This is a genomic window from Sphingomonas sp. MMS12-HWE2-04 (assembly GCF_044881185.1).
Classification (GTDB): domain Bacteria; phylum Pseudomonadota; class Alphaproteobacteria; order Sphingomonadales; family Sphingomonadaceae; genus Sphingomonas.
Window position 1 is genome coordinate 3,251,700 of the sequence record NZ_CP173254.1, and the last position, 15,933, is coordinate 3,267,632.

Consider the following 15,933-nt stretch of genomic DNA (forward strand, 5'->3'; position numbering starts at 1 on the left):
AATGGTGGGCGCTGACGGGCTCGAACCGCCGACCCTCTCGGTGTAAACGAGATGCTCTACCAACTGAGCTAAGCGCCCTTGCTCGCGTGCCGATGCCAAATCCGCCCGGCCGCGGCAAGAGGCGTATTCGCTACACCAGCGACAATCCGGCGCGACGAATGGCCCCGACATAGGCACGCATCCCCTCGATCGCCTTGGCGGTGAGCGCGATATAGGCACGGCGGCGGTCGGCGGGGTCGGCCTGGCGTTCGAACAAGCCGGCTTCATGGAGGGTGCCGATCCAGCGCAGCGCAGTGGTGGGCGGGACCGCGGCGGCGATGCACAGGCTCGAGACCGAGACGCGGCGACGCTCGAGATCGGAGGCGAACAGATCGAGCAGCATGTCCCAGGCGGGATCGGCGAACAGATCGGCCTCGAAGAACTGGCTGCGCAGCCGCCGCGCGCGGATCACCCCACGGATTTCGGAAGCGGCGATCTCGATCGGCGCGGCCGTTTCCGGGCCGCGATAGGCGTTGCCGGAATCGCGCACGCCGGTGCGATGGTCGATTGCGCTGGGCCCGTCGGTCTCGCGGGTGAGGCGGACGAGCGTCTCGGCGATGCGCGCCATCTCCTCGTTGAGTCGCCGCAGTTGCGCGACCGCGGCCTCGCCCGAAACCTCTCTGACTGCGCGGCCTCCGCGCATTGTGCTCATGGCGATCGCGCCGACCCGCTCGGCCTTCGTCGGATCGCACAACAGCTGCGCGTGCGAGCCGAGCAATTGTGCCGCGGCGCCGTCGATCTGTTCGGGCAGGATCGTCGCGACGATGCCGAGCTGGCGCTCGCGCGCCAGCGTTTCGGCGCGGGCAAAGACGCGTTCGAGCAGCGCTTCGGGTGCCGACGCGGCTTCGATCACGACCAGGTCGAGCCCGTCATACCTGCTGAAATCGCGCGCGGCCTCATCGAAGCCGATCGGTCCGCGCGCAGCACAGCCCGCCAAAGCGAGTGCGTCGACTGCCTCGGCCCGATGATGCGCGCTGTCGGCGATCACCAGCGCAATTGGCAAGGTCTCACCATAAGTTACCAATTCACCGCCCGGAACGATCGAAAGATCTGCCATCGCTTTTCCCAAGTTCTTCTTCTGTTCCGGAGATGCCGCAAGCCTCCGGAACGGTTGAGTCGGACTTCCTCCGTTTCGGAGGTTATGGGGCGACCCGCGCAGCGGGATTCAGTTCGGCGCTCCGTTTCGGATCATTCGAAGATCGCGGCGGAGCGGTAGACATCTGCCTCGGTGACGTCGCCACGCTCTTCGAGCAGGGCGCGCGTGGCGCTGGCGGCGACGCCTAGCCACAGCGTGCCGCCGACGATGCCGAGCAGGCTGGAGACCAGCGTGAGGAGGATGCGCGTCGGCAAGCCCATCGCGGCCTGTTGCGCAGCGAAGTTCTGAGCCGCCGTCTGGATCAGCGCGGGATCGTTCTGCGCCGCCGCAACTTCGCCGAGATAGCTGCCCATATACCACCAGCCGAGCAGCGCGCCGACGACGAACAACGGGACCAGCACCGCGAGATAGGCAGTGAACAGCGTCCAGAAGCGGCCGCGGCTGAGCGACCAGGCCTCGTCGATGCTGATGCGATGGCGATAGAGCGTGAGCGGGAAGAGCGGCGAGAGGCGCACATGGACCCAGACCAGAAAGCCGATCAGCGCGACGAACAGCAGCAGGCCGACCAGTCCCATCGCGATCGGCGACCCGATCGCGAAGCCGAGCGCGGCGGCGATCAGCATCACCACCAGTTCGCCGACCAGGGTGAGCACGACGGAGCCGATCAGATAGAGGATCATCAAGCCGAGCGCGCGGAACTCGTCCCAGCCGAGCCGCATCGAGGCCAAGCTGCGCTCCTCGGGCGTCAGCACCGCGCGGAAGACGGCGTTCATGATGACCATGCCGAGCAGCAGGATGGCGACATAGGCGACCAGCATCGCGAGCAGGCTTCCGCCGCCAAAGGCGGGCGGGGCGAGCGTGGGATCCGGAGTGAGCCCCAGCGTCCCGGTCATCAGGAAGATCATCGCGAAACCGATGACGAGCGAGGCGACGAAATAGGTTGCCGCCCACACGGCGACCGATCCGAGCCGATTCGTGAAAATACCGAACGCGCCGCTGAGGATCGTCCCGATATTCGCCATGCTTCCCCCTTCGAACGCCCCCGCGTCCGCTCCCAATCAGTCGAGCGATTTGACGATCTCTTCGACCATCTTCTTGGCGTCGGCCAACAACATCATCGTGTTGTCGCGGTAGAAGACGTCATTGTCCACACCGGCATAGCCGACGCCGCCCATCGAGCGCTTGATGAACAGCACGGTCTTGGCCTTTTCGACATCGAGCACTGGCATGCCGTAGATCGGCGAGCTCTTGTCGGTCTTGGCGGCAGGGTTGGTGACGTCGTTGGCGCCGATGACGAAGGCGACATCGGTCTGGGCGAATTCGGAATTAATGTCTTCGAGCTCGAACACCTCGTCATAGGGCACATTGGCCTCGGCGAGCAGCACGTTCATGTGCCCCGGCATGCGGCCGGCGACCGGATGGATCGCGTATTTGACGCGGACGCCATGCGCCTTGAGCTTGTCGCCCATTTCGCGCAGCGCGTGCTGCGCCTGCGCCACCGCCATGCCGTAGCCGGGGACGATGATGACCTGCTCGGCCTGGCTCATCAGGAATGCCGCATCCTCGGCCGAGCCGCGCTTCCACGGCCGGTCGGTCGCCGCCGCAGCCGCACCGCCGCCGCTGTCGCCGCCGAAGCCGCCGGCGATCACGCTGATGAAGCTGCGGTTCATCGCGCGGCACATGATGTAGCTCAGGATCGCACCCGACGAGCCGACCAGCGCGCCGGTGACGATCATCGCGGTGTTGTGGAGCGTGAACCCCATCGCCGCCGCCGCCCAGCCCGAATAGGAGTTGAGCATCGAGACGACGACCGGCATGTCGGCGCCGCCGATCGGCACGATCAGCAGGAACCCGATGACGAAGCTCAGGCCGGTGATCGTCCAGAATACCCAAGGGCTCTGGTCGGTGACGAAATAGGCGATCAGCCCGAGGATGCCGGCGAGCAGCCCCAGGTTGATGACGTGGCGGCCGGGCAGCAGGATCGGCTTGCCGCTCATATTGCCGTTCAATTTGAGGAAGGCGATCACCGATCCCGAGAAAGTGATCGCGCCGATCGCGACGCCGAGGCCCATCTCGATGCGGCTGACCTGCAGGATGGTGACCACGTCCGGCCCGTAGATCGGGCGGATGATCTGCGCGATGCCGAACGCCACCGGGTTGAGGAAAGCGGCGGCGGCAACGAGCACCGCGGCGAGGCCGACCAGCGAGTGAAACGCCGCGACCAACTGCGGCATGTCGGTCATCTTGATGCGCCGCGCCGTGACGAAGCCGATCGCACCACCGATGACGATCGCGGCGCCGAGCTCGATCGGGCTGGCGATATGGTGCGTTACCAGGGTGGTGATTACGGCAATGGCCATGCCGAGCATGCCGAGCCGATTGCCGCGGCGGCTGCTCGCCGGCGACGAGAGACCGCGCAGCGCGAGGATGAAGCAGACGCCCGCGACCAGATAGGCGAGGCTGACCCAGGGATTTACGGGAAGCGCTTCGTGCACCTTAGCGCTCCTTCTTCTTGTACATGGCGAGCATGCGCTCGGTGACGGCGAAACCGCCGAAGATGTTCACCGAGGCAAAGGCGACTGCGACCAGCCCGAGCCACTTGGCGATCTCCGCCCCCGCGGCCATCGACGCGATCAGCGCGCCGACGATGATCACGCTGGAAATTGCGTTGGTTACTGCCATCAGCGGCGTATGCAGCGCCGGGGTGACCGACCACACGACATAATAGCCGACGAAACACGCCAGCACGAAGATCGACAGGATCGATATGAAATCCATGACTTACTCCTGATCCTCCCCGGCACGGGGAGGGGGACCGTCCGCAGGACGGTGGAGGGGGCTCGCGGCAAGCGAGACGATCGAGGCGGCGGTGGCGTCAGCGTCTTTCAGGACGTCCGCCGCGTTAATGTGGACGACGTCGTAGCGATTGCTCGCGAGAAACCGGTCGCGCTCGCTATCGTGCGCGATCGACGCGGCGGTCGCGTGGATCTGGCCATCCACTTCGACTGCCATCCGTTTCGGCGCATAATAGAAGTCGACGATATACGGGCCGATCGGATGCTGGTGGCGGAAGTGCAGCCCCGAGACGCGGCTGCGCAGACGCTGCCAGAGCAACGCCTCGGGGTAGCTCATCTTGCGGCGTTGCTTGCGCGCGCTCGAAACCTCGGGCCGACGCATGTTTGGAGAGCCCCCTCCACCGCGCTTTGCGCGGTCCCCTCCCCGTTCCGGGGAGGATCAGATGGGGCGACGCTCACCCTAGCAACTTCTCGTGCACAACCCTGCCGCCCTGCGTCAGGCGAATGGCGCCCCCGATCTCGTCGTCGAGGATCGGCTTACCCTGCTCCTTGTCCCAGAAGGCGGAGAGGAAGTTGAACAGGTTGCGCGCGAACAGCGCCGAGGTGTCGGCCGCGAGTTGGCTCGGCACGTTACGGTGGCCGACGATCTTCACCCCGTGTTTCTCGACGATCTCGCCGGCGATCGCGCCTTCGACATTGCCGCCGGCCTCTACCGCGAGATCGACGATCACGCTGCCCGGCTTCATGCTGGCGATCTGCGCGTCGGAGATCAGCCGCGGCGCCGGGCGGCCCGGGATCAGCGCAGTGGTGATCACGATGTCCTGCTTGGCGATGTGCGACGACACCAATTCGGCCTGGGCGGCCTTATACTCGTCGGACATTTCGGTGGCGTAGCCGCCGCTGCCTTCGCCTTCGATGCCCTTCACTGCCTCGACGAAGATGGGCTTGGCGCCGAGCGACAGGATCTGTTCCTTGGTCGCGGCGCGGACGTCGGTGGCGGAGACCTGGGCACCGAGGCGCCGGGCGGTGGCGATCGCCTGGAGGCCGGCGACGCCGACCCCCATCACGAACACCTTAGCCGCGCTGACCGTCCCCGCCGCGGTCATCATCATCGGGAAGGCGCGGCCATATTCGGAGGCGGCATCGAGCACCGCCTTGTAGCCCGACAGGTTCGATTGCGAGGAAAGGATGTCCATCGATTGCGCACGGGTGATTCGCGGCATCAGCTCCATCGCCAGCGCCTCGGCGCCAAGCGCGGCATAGCGATCGACTCGCGCCCGCTCGCCAAAAGGATTGAGCCCCGCGACGATCCACGCGCCCGACTTCAATCCGGCGAGGCTGTCGGGATCGGGCCCCTGGACGCCGAGCACGATATCGGCGTTTGCCAGCACGTCCGCCCGGCTACCCAGCGTGGCGCCGGCATCGGCATAGCCCTGATCGGCAAAGGAAGCGGATGCGCCCGCCCCCGTCTCAACCGCCACCTCAGCCCCCAGCCCGATGAATTTCTTCACGGTTTCCGGAGTCGCGGAGACGCGCCGCTCGCCGGCGGCGGCCTCCTTGAGCACTGCGATCTTCACCTCAGCTGGCGATCAGGAAGACGACAAGTGCCGCGATGAGGGCGGCGCCGACCGTGCCCCACTTCATCATCGCCGTGAATCCGTGCCAGGTTTGCTCATGCTGCTGGATTTCGGTGGTGGTATCGCCCGTTTCGGCCATGCGCCTATTCCCCTCCAACGCAATTTGAGGGAAGCTTAGCCTTGGCGGCGTATAGTCTCAACCCTGAGACGCGGTAGCAGTTCTGGATGTAGCTTAAGCGGGCCTTTACCGGTCCGGCTTAAGAGGGTCGACCTGAAACGGGACATTGAGGACAGGTAGAGCGATGACGCGCAACGGCCAGCGCCTCCTAATGCTGATCGACGACGAGCCTGCGCAGCGCAGGCTAGTGGCGGCGATTGCTGCCCGCCGCGGCTGGCGCACGATCTTCGCAGGCGAGGCCGAAACGGCGATCGCCACCCTCGGCACGCCCGACGGGATGGCGCTCGACGCCATCATCCTCGACAATTCTTCCTCGGATGCCGACGCCGCCGCCTTGATCGGCGAACTACGCACCCGCCGGCCGCAGCTGCCGATCCTCGTTCTCACCGCCAATGGCTCGGCCGCCGCCGCGGTGAGCGCGATGCGTGCCGGCGCCACCGATTTCCTGGTCAAGCCGATCGCTTCGGAACGGCTCCTCGCCGCGCTCGAAGCTGCGATCGGCGGCACGGTGGCGGGCGAACTGCGCCCGCTGACCGAAAAGCTCTCGGCGCCGCTCGGCTTCGACGAGATCGTCGGTTCGGCGCCGCAGTTCCGCGCGGCGCTGGCGATCGCCGCCAAGGCGGCGCGCGCGCGTGTGCCCGTGCTGATCGAAGGCGAAAGCGGCGTCGGCAAGGAAGTGATCGGCGAGGCGATCCACGCCGCCAGCCCGCGGGCGCGCAAGCCACTGATCACGGTGAATTGCGGCGCGATTCCCGCCAACCTGGTCGAATTGGAGCTGTTCGGACACGAAAAGGGCGCCTTTACCGGCGCGTTCGAGCGCAAGATCGGCCGGTTCCAGGATGCCGATGGCGGCACGCTGCTGCTCGACGAGATCGGCGAGATGCCGCTCGACGCCCAGGTCAAGCTGCTGCGCACGCTGCAGACCGGCGAGATCCAGCCGATCGGCGCGCGCCATCCCCGCGAAGTCGATGTGAGGGTGATCGCCGCTACCAACAAATCGCTCCAGGCCGAAGTTGAGGCCGGGCGTTTCCGCGAAGACCTTTATTACCGGCTCAACGTCGTCCAGGTCGCGATCCCGCCTTTGCGCGAACGTACCGGCGACATTCCCGCGCTGGCGCGCCACCTGCTGGCGCGAGTCGCCGAGCAGCCGGGGCTGCGCCCGCTCGGGATCACCGACGATGCGCTGACGCTGCTCGCCAGCTATGACTGGCCGGGCAATGTCCGCCAGCTTCAGAACGCGCTGTTCCGCGCTGCGGTGCTTTGCGATGGCGACGGGCTGACCAAGGCCGATTTTCCGCAGATCGCCCAGCTTGCCGCCGGCCGGCCGGCGGGCACCGCGCCTGCGCCGCAATCGACCGGCCATGCCGGAGTCACGCTGTTCCGTCCCGATGGCAATCTGCGCGCGCTAGACGAGATCGAGGCCGATGTGATTCGCCTGGCGATCGGCCATTATCGCGGCCGGATGACCGAAGTCGCCCGGCGCCTCGGGATCGGGCGCTCGACGCTTTATCGCAAGCTGGGTGAGCTCGGGATCGACCAAAGCGCCGCCTGACGGGTTTCGGCGGGCGTGCGGGCCCGCTAGGCTCGCGGCATGGCATTCCAAGGCAAGACTGCGCTGGTCACCGGCGCCGCATCGGGCATCGGCCTTGCCGTCGCCCGCCATCTCGCGGCGCAGGGCGCGGCGCGACTGATCCTCGTCGACACCGCCGCGCCGCCGAGCGACTTTGCCTGCATGGTCGAGGCGGTGCAGGGCGATGTGCGCGACGAGGCGCTATGGAGCAGCCTGGACCTGACCGGGCTCGACCATGCCGTGGTCAATGCCGGCGTCGCCGGGGCCGGCGCGATCATGGGGCTCTCGCTCGACGCGTGGCGGCGGATCCTCTCGGTCAATCTCGACGGCGCGTTCCTGACGCTGCGCGCGGCGATGCGGGCGATGCGCGGGCGCGGCGGATCGATCGTGCTCACCGCGTCGGCCGCGGGCGTGAAGGCCGAGGCGGGAGTTTCGGCTTACGGCGCATCCAAGGCGGCAGTGATCCATCTCGCCAAGACCGCCGCCAAGGAAGGCGCGTCGCACGGCATCCGCGTCAACGTGATCGCGCCAGCCGGCGTCGAGACCCCGATCTGGGACGCCGTGCCGATGTTCGCCGATCGCGCCGCCGCGATCGGCCGCGACGCCGCCTTTGCCGAAATGGCGGCGCTCGCCACCCCGCTCGGCCGCTATGCCAAGCCCGAGGAGATCGCCGCGCAGATCGCTTTCCTGCTTTCGGATGCCAGCGCACTGGTCACCGGCGCGACGCTCATCAGCGACGGCGGATACACGCTCTAGGCGCGGCTCAGATGTCCTCGACCAGCCGGCCGTACAGCTCCGGCCGGCGATCGCGGAAGAAGCCGAAGGCGGCGCGGTGGCGCTTGATGCGCTCGAGGTCGAGCGTCGCGGTGATCACGCCGGTTTCCTCGCGATCGAGCTCGGCGAGAATATCGCCGCGCTCGTCGGTGATGAAGCTGGTGCCGTAGAAGGTCTGGCCGTGCTCGGTGCCGACGCGGTTGGCGGCGACGATCGGCACGACGTTCGACACGGCGTGACCGACCATCGCGCGGCGCCACAGCCGGGCGGTGTCGAGGCTGGTGTCGTGCGGCTCGGAACCGATCGCGGTGGGATAGAACAACACTTCAGCGCCCATCAGCATCATTGCGCGCGCGGTCTCGGGATACCATTGATCCCAGCACACGCCGACGCCGAGCTTGGCGCCGGGGCCGTTCCACACCTTGAAGCCGGTATTGCCGGGGCGGAAATAGAATTTCTCTTCATAGCCCGGCCCGTCCGGGATGTGGCTCTTGCGATAGACGCCTTCGATCCGCCCATCGGGGCCGATCATCGCCAGGCTGTTATAATGGTGCGGGCCATCGGCTTCGAAAAAGCTGGTCGGGATATGGATGCCGAGCTCGGCGGCGAGCTTCTGCATCGCCAGCACTGCCTTGTGCTCGTTCGCAGGCTTGGCGTTGGCGAACAGGCCCTCGTCCTCGACGCGGCAGAAATACTCGCCCTCGAACAGTTCGGGCGGCAGCACGACCTGCGCGCCGCGGCCGGCGGCCTCGCGGACCATCTCGCTCACCGCCTGGATGTTGGCGTCGATATCGGCAGTGAAGGCGAGCTGGAGCGCGCCGACGGTGATCTCGGTCATCGAAAATCCTTCAGAGGCTGACGCCGAAGCGGGCGGCGATCAGGACAGTGAGGCAATAGAGAGCGACGGTCAGCCCGCACCCCGCGAGAAGCGCCGGCTCGAAGCCGACACCGGCGCGCAGCAGCGCAGGCATGAGGAGGAACATGGGAAGCGAGGGCAGCACATACCAGAAGGTCGCTTCGGAATGCGCCGCAAGCCGCGCGCGGTCGCCGGTATCGCGCCACAGCCACAGCATGCCGAGGATCGAGACCAGCGGCAGCGAGGCCACCAACGCCCCCAGCGCAGGGCTGCGCCGCGCCAGCAACGCCACGGTGGCGACGATCAGCCCCGACAGCAGCGCACGGACGACGAACGCGGTCACTGCCGCGCCGGGATCTGCTGGCTGATGCAGTGGAAGCTGCCGCCCCCGGTCAGGATATGATCGGCGCGCTGGCCGATCACCGTGCGGCCAGGGAAAAGCGCTTCGAGCGTGGCGACTGCCGCCGCGTCATTCTCTTGGCCATAGAGCGGAACGACCACCGCGGCATTGCCGATATAGAAGTTCATATAGCTTGCCGGGATGACCTCTTCGTCCTCGCCGAGCACGCGGCCGGGCGAGGGCATGCGGACGACTTCGACGCCGAACGCCGCGGCGCGCTGCGCGGCATCCTGGTAGACGCGCCAATTGGGATCGTTCTCGGTCGCCTCGGGGATGAGCAGGCAGTTCTCGCCGACGAAGCGCGCGAGATTGTCGACATGGCCATCGGTATGGTCGTTGAGCAGCCCGTCGCCGAGCCACAGCACCCGGGCATAGCCGAGATCGTCGGCGAGGCGGCGTTCGGTCGCGGCCTTGTCGAGAGCGGGGTTGCGGTTGGGATTGAGCACACATTGCTCGGTGGTGACGACAAGGCCGGTGCCGTCGCCGTCGATCGCGCCGCCTTCGAGGATCCAGTCGTGGCGCTCGGTATCGAGCCCGCGTGCCTGGGCAAGCCGGGCACCGATATCGTCGTCGCCTTCGAGATCGTATTTCCCGCCCCAGCCATTGAAGCCGAAATCATGCGCGACGCCGGCGCCGTCGAGGATCGCGGCGGTGTCGCGCAACCAGATGTCGCCGAAAAGCTGGACGACGACGTCGGCCGCGTCGCCCGCCATGTCGCGCGCGGCCTCGGCCGACTCGTCGTCGGCGGCGACCAGGATCACGCGCTCGCCCTTGCCACCGGCATGGACGGCGCGCGCGAACGCCACGACTTCCTCGCGCGCCGGCTCGAGGTCGTCGAGCCAGAGCTCGGCATGGCTGGGGAAACCGATCCAGACGGCTTCATGCGGCGCCCATTCGGGGGGAGGCGGAAGAGTCATGCGCGGCCCTTAGCCAATCCCCGCCCCCAAGGGGAGGCGCTATTTGCCTGCGCGGCTCTTGTCGCGCACCGCGCGGAATTCGGCGTTCGGATACCAATTGGGCCAAGTCGTGCCCTCGGCGAGCTGGCGGCCGAGACCGTAGAAGATCGTCAGATCCTCGATCGCGCCGTCCCAGTTCCAGCTGTCTGAATATTCGTCCTGCGGCTTGTGGTAGCGCTTCTCGATATAGTCTTCGGAGGCCTTGTGCCCGGCTTCCTTGCCGCCGACGCGCAGATCCTCGCCGCTCTCGCCATAGAGCATCGGCACGCCGAGCTTCGCGAAGCTGAAATGGTCGGAGCGATAATAGCTGCCCTTTTCGGGCGTCGGCTCGGGGACGATCACCCTGCCCTCGGCCGCGACGAACGGCTTTACCAGATCCTCGAGCTCGGACTTGCCGACGCCGACCAGCACGAAATCCTTGGCGCGGCCGACATTGTTGACGCCGTCCATGTTCACCCCGCCCACGGTCTGGGCGAGCGGATAGACCGGATTCTCGGCATAATATTTGGAGCCGAGCAGCCCCGATTCTTCCGCCGTTACACCCAGGAAGACGATGCTGCGCTTGGCTGGCCCGGCCTTCACCTGCGCCTCGGCAAGCGCGACCAGCGAGGCCATGCCCGAGGCATTGTCGAGCGCGCCGTTGCAGATGTCGTCCCCGTCGACCGCGTCGCAGCGGCCGAGATGGTCCCAATGCGCCGAATAGAGCACATATTCCCCGGGCTTGGCGCTGCCCGGCAGGATGCCGACGATGTTCTTCGAAGCCTGGCGGCGGATCGTGTTTTCCCACGAGACCGATGCCTTGACGCCGAGCGGCACGGCCTTGAAGCCCTTATGCTTCGCCGCCTCGATCAACGCGGCATAGTCCTTGCCCGCGCTGGCGAAGAGCGCCTTGGCCGGCTCCTGCTGGATCCAGCCGATCGCCTGGCTCTGGTCCATGTGATCGCCCGGCGTATCCTGCTCGAGCTGCGGGCCGGTCCAGCTCGATTGGACAACGCCCCAGCCATAGGCGGCCGGCTCGGTATCGTGGATGATGATCGCGGCGGCGGCGCCCTGGCGCGCAGCCTCCTCGAACTTGTAGGTCCAGCGGCCATAATAGGTCATCGCCCGCCCGCCGAACGGACCGTCGAGCGTCATCGTCTGCCAATCGGGATCGTTGATCAGGATGACCACCGTCTTCCCCTTCACGTCCACCCCAGCATAATCGTTCCACCCGCGCTCGGGCGCGTTGATGCCATAGCCGACGAACACGACGTCGCTGTTCTGGATGTCGACCTTGGGGGTGACGCGATAGGTCGCGATCACCATGTCCTTGCGATAGTCGAGCGCGAGCGGGGTCTTTCCGCCGGTGAAGGCAAGCTTCGAGACGTTGTTGCCGGTGATCTCGACCAGCGGCACGTCCTGGAACCAGCTGCCCTTATTGCCGGGCTTGAGCCCGGCCTTCTGGAAGCGCTCGACCAGATAGGCGAGCGTCTTCTCCTCGCCCGCGGTGGCCGGTGCGCGGCCTTCATATTCGTCGGACGACAGCGTCTTGGTCACCGTCTTGAGCGTGTCGAGCGAGATCGCGGGCGCGGTGGTCGTCTGGGCATGGGCGGCGGTGCTGGCGAGCAGCAGCGCGACGGCAGGAAGAAGGCGCATCGAAAAATCCCCTGACTGGAACGTGGCGCGAGACTGGCAGCGCGCAGGCCATGCCGCAAGGCGGCGAACTGCGCCTGGCCCAAAACCAAAAAAGGGCGGCCCCGCAGGACCGCCCTTCTTGTTTCCCGAAGGAGCTCGAATTTAGCGCGAGTAGAACTCGACGACCAGGTTCGGCTCCATCTTCACCGGATACGGCACCTCGTCGAGGGTCGGCACGCGGGTGAAGGTGATCTTCGAGGCGCCTTCCGGCACCACATAATCGGGGATGTCACGCTCGGAGAGGCTCTGCGCCTCCATCACCAGCGCCATTTCCTGCGCCTTGGACGACAGCGACACGATCTGGCCGGGCTTGATGCGGCGCGAACCGATGTTGCACTTGTCGCCATCGACACGGACATGGCCGTGATTGACGAGCTGGCGCGCGGCGAAGATCGTCGGCGCGAACTTGGCGCGATAGACGATCATGTCGAGGCGCATTTCGAGCAGGCCGATCAGGTTCTGACCGGTGTCGCCCTTCATCTTCGAAGCGTCCTCATAGGAGCGCTTGAACTGCTTCTCGGTGATGTCGCCGTAATAGCCCTTGAGCTTCTGCTTGGCGCGCAGCTGGATGCCGAAGTCCGACATCTTGCCCTTGCGGCGCTGGCCGTGCTGGCCCGGGCCGTATTCGCGCTTGTTCACCGGGGACTTCGGACGACCCCAGATGTTCTCGCCCATCCGGCGGTCGAGCTTGTGCTTGGCGCTGGAGCGCTTCGACATATCTAATCCTTTGCAAATGCTAACAACGTTGGTCCCGGTATCCGCCTACGTCCCACCAAAGATGAGGGCAGGGCCACCGCTTCACCGGGGTGCGGGGCCATTGCGAAGGCGCGCGGTTAGCCGCCGATGGCCCCCGAGTTAAGCTGGACAGGGGCGCGGCGTCCCGCCAAGGGAGCGGCCATGCACGAAACAATCGCCCCCCTGAATTGCACGACGATGACCGAGGTCCGCGCCGGCGTCGACGCCGTCGACCGCGCGCTGGTCGACCTGCTCGCCCGCCGCTTCGGCTATATGGACGCCGCCGCGCGCATCAAGCCCGAGCGCGACCATGTCCGCGACGAGGCACGCAAGGCCCAGGTCATCGACAATGCCCGCGCACATGCCCGCGCCGCGGGGATTCCCGAGGCGGTGGTCTGCGATCTCTGGGAAACGCTGGTCGAAGCCTCGATCGCCTATGAATTCGAGGCGTTCGACCGGCGCTGAGACTCAGTTGCGCTGAACCGCGGCGGCAGAGCCAAAGGCGTTGCCGTCGCCGTTATAGTTGCGGTTCGCCTTTTCATTGGCCTTGGCAACCGCTTCCCATTCGGCCTTGGTCCGGCAATCGCGTTTGGCCATGATCGAGCCAGTGGTCTGCACAGCCCGGCAGATTTTCTTCTCGGGTTTCGGCGCGGCATCTTGCGCAGCAGCAGGAACGGCAAGCGTGAGCAGCACGAATACGGGGACGAAGCGCATCAGAATCTCCGGATGAGAAGACTACATCGTAAATTCTTCTCGCATCTGCGAAAAGACGCAACCTGATGTCTGGATCAATTCAGCTGCGGTGGCGCTTCTTGCCATCCAGCGCCGACAGCACGCCGCGCATCGTACGCAGTTCCTGCGAGGTCCAGCCCGGCTTGGTGAGCATCGTGCGCAGCGTCAGCTTGGTCGTCGGCACGCGATCGGGCGGGTAATAATAGCCCGACGTCTCGAGCATCGCATCGAGCTGGCCGATCATCCCCTCGAGCTCGTCCTGCGAAGCGGGCGGGCCGAGCACTTCCTGCGTCGGCTGGGCGAGCGCCTGCCCCTTCGACCATTCATAGGCGACGAGGATCACCGCCTGGGCGAGGTTCAGCGAACCGAATTCGGGGTTGATCGGCACGGTGAGTATTTTGCGCGCGAGCGCAACGTCCTCGGTCTCCAGCCCCGAACGCTCTGGGCCGAACAGGAACGCGGCGCGTCCCGGCGCGGCATGGATCTCGCGCGCCGCTTCCTCGGGCGTGACCACCGGCTTGGTTACGCCGCGCTTGCGCACCGTCGTGGCATAGACGTCGGCGCAATCGGCGACCGCATCGGCCACCGTCTCGAAGACCTGGGCGCGTTCCAGCACGATGTCGGCGCCGCTCGCCGCGGGGCCGGCCGAAGGATTGGGCCAGCCATCGCGCGGGGAGACCAGCCGCATCTCGGTCAGGCCGAAATTGAGCATCGCGCGCGCGGCCTTGCCGATATTCTCGCCCAGCTGGGGGCGAACGAGGACGATGACGGGGTTGGTCACGCCTTGCCCGCGTCGCTTACATTGCCGGCGAACTCCTCGAAGTCGCGCGCCTCGCGAAAGTCCTTATAGACCGAGGCGAAGCGGATATAGGCCACCGGATCGAGACCCTTGAGGCCTTCCATCACCAGTTCGCCGATGCGCTGCGACGGGATTTCGACATCGCCCTGCGTTTCGAGCTGGCGCTGGATGCCCGAGACCATCCGCTCGATCTGCGCCGCGGTGATCGGCCGCTTGCGCGCGGCGAGCGTGACCGAACGGATCAGCTTGTCGCGCTCGAACGGCTCGCGACGGTCCTGGCTCTTGACCACGGTCAGGTCGCGCAGCTGGATCCGCTCGAACGTCGTGAAGCGCGCGGCGCATGCCTCGCACTGGCGCCGCCGCCGGATCGCCGCCCCGTCTTCGGTGGGGCGGCTGTCCTTTACCTGGCTGTCTTCATTTCCGCAGAAGGGGCAGCGCAATTACAGCTCCGGATAGATGGGAAAACGTTCGCACAGCGCGCGGACGCGTTCGCGGACATTGGCCTCGACCTGCGCGTCGCCGGCCTCGCCATTCTTGCGCAGCCCGTCGAGCACGTCGGCGACCATGTTGCCGATCTCGCGGAACTCGGCGGGACCGAAGCCGCGCGTGGTGCCGGCCGGCGAGCCGACGCGGATGCCGCTGGTCTTGACCGGCGGCAGCGGATCGTTGGGGATGCCGTTCTTGTTGCAGGTGATCGCCGCGCGCTCCAGCGCTTCGTCGGCGTCCTTGCCGGTGACGCCGAGCGGGGTGAGGTCGACCAGCGCGAGGTGCGTGTCAGTGCCGCCCGAGACGAGGTTGGCGCCGCGCTCGTTGAGCGTCGCGGCAAGCACCTTGGCGTTCTCGACGATCGCCGCGGCGTACGACTTGAAATCGGGACGCAGCGCCTCGCCGAACGCGACGGCCTTCGCAGCGATGACGTGCATCAGCGGGCCGCCCTGGAGGCCGGGGAACACGGCCGAGTTGATCTTCTTGGCGATCGCCTCGTCATTGGTGAACACCGCGCCGCCGCGCGGGCCGCGCAGCGTCTTGTGTGTGGTCGTCGTCACGACATGGGCATGGTCGAACGGCGTGGGATGCACGCCGCCCGCGACCAGACCGGCGAAATGCGCCATGTCGACCATGAAGATCGCGCCCACCTCATCGGCGATCGCACGGAACTTGGCGAAGTCGATGATCCGCGGATAGGCCGAGCCGCCGGCGATGATCAGCTTGGGCTGATGCTCCTTGGCCTTGGCCAGCACTTCGTCGAAGTCGATCAGGTGCGTGGTCGGATCGACGCCGTACTGGATCGCGTTGAACCACTTGCCGCTCATCGCCGCGCGCGCGCCGTGCGTCAGATGCCCGCCCGAATCGAGGCTGAGGCCCATGATCGTGTCGCCGGGCTTGGTCAGCGCGAGCATCACTGCGCCATTGGCCTGGGCGCCCGAATGCGGCTGGACGTTGGCGAAGTCGCAGCCGAACAGCTGCTTCGCGCGATCGATCGCCAGCTGCTCGACTTCGTCGGACGGGTGGCAGCCCTGATAATAGCGCTTGCCGGGATAGCCCTCGGCATATTTGTTGGTGAACACCGAGCCCTGCGCTTCGAGCACCGCCTTGGAGACGATGTTCTCGCTGGCGATCAGCTCGATCTGGTGCTGCTCGCGGTCGAGCTCGTGGCGGACGCCGGCGAAGATCGCGGGATCGGCCTCGGCGAGCGTCTTGGTGAAGAAGCCGTCGGGCTGGAGCCCTGCGCTTTGCGGGTTGGTGCTCATC

General features: G+C 66.5%; 19 protein-coding genes and 1 tRNA gene. 3 read left to right on the plus strand and 17 right to left on the minus strand.

Annotation, left to right across the window (positions count from 1 at the left end; genetic code table 11):
* Positions 1-2 precede the first annotated feature (2 nt).
* From AB2M62_RS15195 to AB2M62_RS15230, 8 genes are all read right to left on the minus strand, one after another.
* Positions 3-78, minus strand: a tRNA-Val gene (locus AB2M62_RS15195).
* A gap of 52 nt (positions 79-130) precedes the next feature.
* Positions 131-1,096, minus strand: coding sequence for a winged helix DNA-binding protein (locus AB2M62_RS15200; RefSeq protein ID WP_404335084.1), 966 nt, complete (start codon positions 1,094-1,096; stop codon positions 131-133).
* Positions 1,097-1,227: 131 nt separating this feature from the next.
* Complete coding sequence (locus AB2M62_RS15205; RefSeq protein WP_404335086.1) at positions 1,228-2,157, minus strand: hypothetical protein; 930 nt, start codon at positions 2,155-2,157, stop codon at positions 1,228-1,230.
* Between the two features lie 36 nt (positions 2,158-2,193).
* Positions 2,194-3,630: an NAD(P)(+) transhydrogenase (Re/Si-specific) subunit beta gene (locus AB2M62_RS15210; RefSeq protein WP_404335088.1), complete on the minus strand. Its 1,437-nt coding sequence runs from the start codon at positions 3,628-3,630 to the stop codon at positions 2,194-2,196.
* 1 nt (position 3,631) lies between these two features.
* Entirely contained in the window at positions 3,632-3,913 is a 282-nt protein-coding gene (locus AB2M62_RS15215) for an NAD(P) transhydrogenase subunit alpha (RefSeq protein WP_025560861.1), read from the minus strand.
* Between the two features lie 3 nt (positions 3,914-3,916).
* Positions 3,917-4,312, minus strand: coding sequence for an endonuclease domain-containing protein (locus AB2M62_RS15220; protein ID WP_404335090.1), 396 nt, complete (start codon positions 4,310-4,312; stop codon positions 3,917-3,919).
* 73 nt (positions 4,313-4,385) lie between these two features.
* On the minus strand, positions 4,386-5,507 hold the full coding sequence (locus AB2M62_RS15225) for an NAD(P) transhydrogenase subunit alpha (protein WP_404335092.1): 1,122 nt from the start codon (positions 5,505-5,507) through the stop codon (positions 4,386-4,388).
* Position 5,508: 1 nt separating this feature from the next.
* Positions 5,509-5,646, minus strand: coding sequence for an aa3-type cytochrome c oxidase subunit IV (locus tag AB2M62_RS15230; RefSeq protein WP_404335094.1), 138 nt, complete (start codon positions 5,644-5,646; stop codon positions 5,509-5,511).
* 163 nt (positions 5,647-5,809) lie between these two features.
* Between AB2M62_RS15230 and AB2M62_RS15235 the strand changes: the two genes are divergently transcribed.
* Together AB2M62_RS15235 and AB2M62_RS15240 are read left to right on the plus strand one after the other, a co-directional pair.
* Positions 5,810-7,237 carry a sigma-54-dependent transcriptional regulator gene (locus tag AB2M62_RS15235; protein WP_404335096.1) on the plus strand — a complete coding sequence of 476 codons (1,428 nt, stop codon included), beginning with the start codon at positions 5,810-5,812 and terminating at the stop codon, positions 7,235-7,237.
* A gap of 39 nt (positions 7,238-7,276) precedes the next feature.
* The gene (locus tag AB2M62_RS15240) at positions 7,277-8,011 is read left to right on the plus strand and encodes an SDR family NAD(P)-dependent oxidoreductase (protein WP_404335098.1); all 735 of its coding nucleotides are present in this window, start codon (positions 7,277-7,279) and stop codon (positions 8,009-8,011) included.
* A 7-nt stretch (positions 8,012-8,018) separates the two neighbouring features.
* Here the strand turns inward: AB2M62_RS15240 and aguB are convergent, their stop codons facing one another.
* From aguB to rpsD, 5 genes are all read right to left on the minus strand, one after another.
* The gene (aguB, locus tag AB2M62_RS15245; protein WP_404335100.1) at positions 8,019-8,867 is read right to left on the minus strand and encodes an N-carbamoylputrescine amidase; all 849 of its coding nucleotides are present in this window, start codon (positions 8,865-8,867) and stop codon (positions 8,019-8,021) included.
* Between the two features lie 10 nt (positions 8,868-8,877).
* The gene (locus AB2M62_RS15250; RefSeq protein ID WP_404335102.1) at positions 8,878-9,228 is read right to left on the minus strand and encodes a DUF3147 family protein; all 351 of its coding nucleotides are present in this window, start codon (positions 9,226-9,228) and stop codon (positions 8,878-8,880) included.
* Entirely contained in the window at positions 9,225-10,202 is a 978-nt protein-coding gene (locus AB2M62_RS15255; RefSeq protein WP_404335104.1) for an agmatine deiminase family protein, read from the minus strand. Before AB2M62_RS15255 ends, AB2M62_RS15250 begins: the two co-directional genes overlap by 4 nt.
* A gap of 39 nt (positions 10,203-10,241) precedes the next feature.
* On the minus strand, positions 10,242-11,876 hold the full coding sequence (locus AB2M62_RS15260) for a M28 family metallopeptidase (RefSeq protein ID WP_404335106.1): 1,635 nt from the start codon (positions 11,874-11,876) through the stop codon (positions 10,242-10,244).
* Positions 11,877-12,017: 141 nt separating this feature from the next.
* Entirely contained in the window at positions 12,018-12,632 is a 615-nt protein-coding gene (gene rpsD / locus AB2M62_RS15265) for a 30S ribosomal protein S4 (RefSeq protein WP_404335108.1), read from the minus strand.
* Between the two features lie 180 nt (positions 12,633-12,812).
* Here rpsD and AB2M62_RS15270 point away from each other — a divergent pair, with 180 nt between their 5' ends.
* On the plus strand, positions 12,813-13,115 hold the full coding sequence (locus tag AB2M62_RS15270) for a chorismate mutase (RefSeq protein ID WP_404335110.1): 303 nt from the start codon (positions 12,813-12,815) through the stop codon (positions 13,113-13,115).
* Between the two features lie 3 nt (positions 13,116-13,118).
* Here the strand turns inward: AB2M62_RS15270 and AB2M62_RS15275 are convergent, their stop codons facing one another.
* The 4 genes from AB2M62_RS15275 to glyA form a co-directional block, all read right to left on the minus strand.
* Positions 13,119-13,364, minus strand: coding sequence for a hypothetical protein (locus AB2M62_RS15275; RefSeq protein WP_404335112.1), 246 nt, complete (start codon positions 13,362-13,364; stop codon positions 13,119-13,121).
* Positions 13,365-13,443: 79 nt separating this feature from the next.
* Positions 13,444-14,163, minus strand: a complete 720-nt coding sequence (locus AB2M62_RS15280; protein ID WP_404335114.1) for an RNA methyltransferase — start codon at positions 14,161-14,163, stop codon at positions 13,444-13,446.
* Entirely contained in the window at positions 14,160-14,621 is a 462-nt protein-coding gene (nrdR, locus tag AB2M62_RS15285) for a transcriptional regulator NrdR (RefSeq protein WP_404335116.1), read from the minus strand. Before nrdR ends, AB2M62_RS15280 begins: the two co-directional genes overlap by 4 nt.
* Positions 14,622-15,932, minus strand: coding sequence for a serine hydroxymethyltransferase (gene glyA, locus AB2M62_RS15290; RefSeq protein ID WP_404335118.1), 1,311 nt, complete (start codon positions 15,930-15,932; stop codon positions 14,622-14,624).
* Position 15,933: the final 1 nt, after the last annotated feature.